The organism is Eubacterium sp. 3_1_31, assembly GCF_964249515.1.
Classification (GTDB): domain Bacteria; phylum Bacillota_I; class Bacilli_A; order Erysipelotrichales; family Erysipelotrichaceae; genus Longicatena; species Longicatena caecimuris.
Genome location: NZ_CAXUBY010000086.1, coordinates 1,920 through 3,776 on the forward strand (window position 1 = coordinate 1,920; position 1,857 = coordinate 3,776).

Annotated in this window: 2 rRNA genes (1 of these 2 cut by a window edge); both read left to right on the forward strand. The window is 52.0% G+C overall.

Annotated features, from left to right (window positions below):
• Window positions 1-1,661 (forward strand): 23S ribosomal RNA (locus tag ACESSZ_RS16285); it begins 1,301 nt to the left of the window's first position.
• Window positions 1,662-1,710: 49 nt separating this feature from the next.
• Window positions 1,711-1,824: ribosomal RNA gene (gene rrf / locus ACESSZ_RS16290) — 5S ribosomal RNA — on the forward strand.
• Window positions 1,825-1,857: the final 33 nt, after the last annotated feature.

Here is a 1,857-nt window from a genome sequence, read left to right on the forward strand (position 1 = left end):
AGAAGCCATATCGTGAGGAGTGGTGGAGCGCATAGAAGTGAGAATGCCGGTGTGAGTAGCGAGATGTAGGTGAGAATCCTACACACCGATAGCCCAAGGATTCCAGGGGAAGGTTCGTCCGCCCTGGGTAAGTCGGGACCTAACGCGAGGCCGAAAGGCGTAGTGGATGGAAAACAGGCAGATATTCCTGTACCCGCGATGGAAATGAAGGAATGACGGAGAAGGTAAGTATGACCCACTAAATGGATTGTGGGCGAAGCGTATAGCAGGATGGCAGTGAAATGCGTCATCAGGATGTAAAGCGTGAAAGGTAAGGGAACGCCCAAGGGCAAGTACCGAAGCATATGTAGCCAGCTTCCAGGAAAAGTTTCTAGTATATTCCATAGCGGCCCGTACCAAAACCGACACAGGTGGGCAAGGAGAGGATCCTGAGGTGAGCGAGAGAACTGTTGCCAAGGAACTCGGCAAAATGACTCCGTAAGTTAGCGAGAAGGAGTGCTTATGAAAGTAAGCCGCAGTGAAGAGGCCCAAGCGACTGTTTAACTAAAACACAGCTCTCTGCAAAGTCGCAAGACGAAGTATAGGGGGTGACGCCTGCCCGGTGCTGGAAGGTTAAGAGGATTTGTCAGTAGCGATACGAAGCAATGAATTGAAGCCCCAGTGAACGGCGGCCGTAACTATAACGGTCCTAAGGTAGCGAAATTCCTTGTCAGGTAAGTTCTGACCCGCACGAAAGGCGTAACGATTTGGGCGCTGTCTCGGCAGCAGACTCGGTGAAATCTTAGTACCTGTGAAAATGCAGGTTACCCGCAACTAGACGGAAAGACCCCATGGAGCTTTACTGCAGCCTGATATTGAGTTTCGATCAGAGATGTACAGGATAGGTGGGAGACAAAGAGACATGCACGCCAGTGTATGAGGAGTCGCTGTTGGGATACCACTCTTGTCTGATTGGAATTCTAACCTGCATCCCTAAGCGGGATGAGGGACCGTGTCAGGTGGGCAGTTTGACTGGGGCGGTCGCCTCCCAAAGAGTAACGGAGGCGCCCAAAGGTACGCTCAGATTGGATGGAAATCAATCGACGAGTGCAAATGCAGAAGCGTGCTTGACTGCGAGACAAACAGGTCGAGCAGGGACGAAAGTCGGGATTAGTGATCCGGCGGTGCCGAATGGAAGGGCCGTCGCTCAACGGATAAAAGCTACCCTGGGGATAACAGGCTGATCTCGCCCAAGAGTTCACATCGACGGCGAGGTTTGGCACCTCGATGTCGGCTCATCGCATCCTGGAGCTGAATTCGGTTCCAAGGGTTGGGCTGTCCGCCCATTAAAGCGGTACGCGAGCTGGGTTCAGAACGTCGTGAGACAGTTCGGTCCCTATCTGTTGTGGGCGAAGGAGATTTGAGGAGAGCTGTCCTTAGTACGAGAGGACCGGGATGGACCTACCGCTGGTGCACCGGTTGTTCCGCCAGGAGCATAGCCGGGTAGCTAAGTAGGGAAGGGATAAGCGCTGAAAGCATCTAAGCGCGAAGCCTACTCCAAGATGAGATCTCCCATTCGCAAGAAGTAAGACCCCTTGAAGACGACGAGGTAGATAGGTCAGGGATGGAAGCATAGCGATATGTGAAGTTGACTGATACTAATAGGTCGAGGACTTAATCACAAGAAATGTTTGGACTGTTATTCAGTTTTGAGGGAGAGACCTCAAGCGATCTGGTGATGAAAGCGAAGTGGACACACCTGTACTCATCCCGAACACAGAAGTTAAGCACTTCAGCGGCGACAATAGCTGGACGAGCTCCAGTAAAGATAGCACGTTGCCAGGTAGGAAGACCTGTTCTGAGAAGGACAGGTTTTTT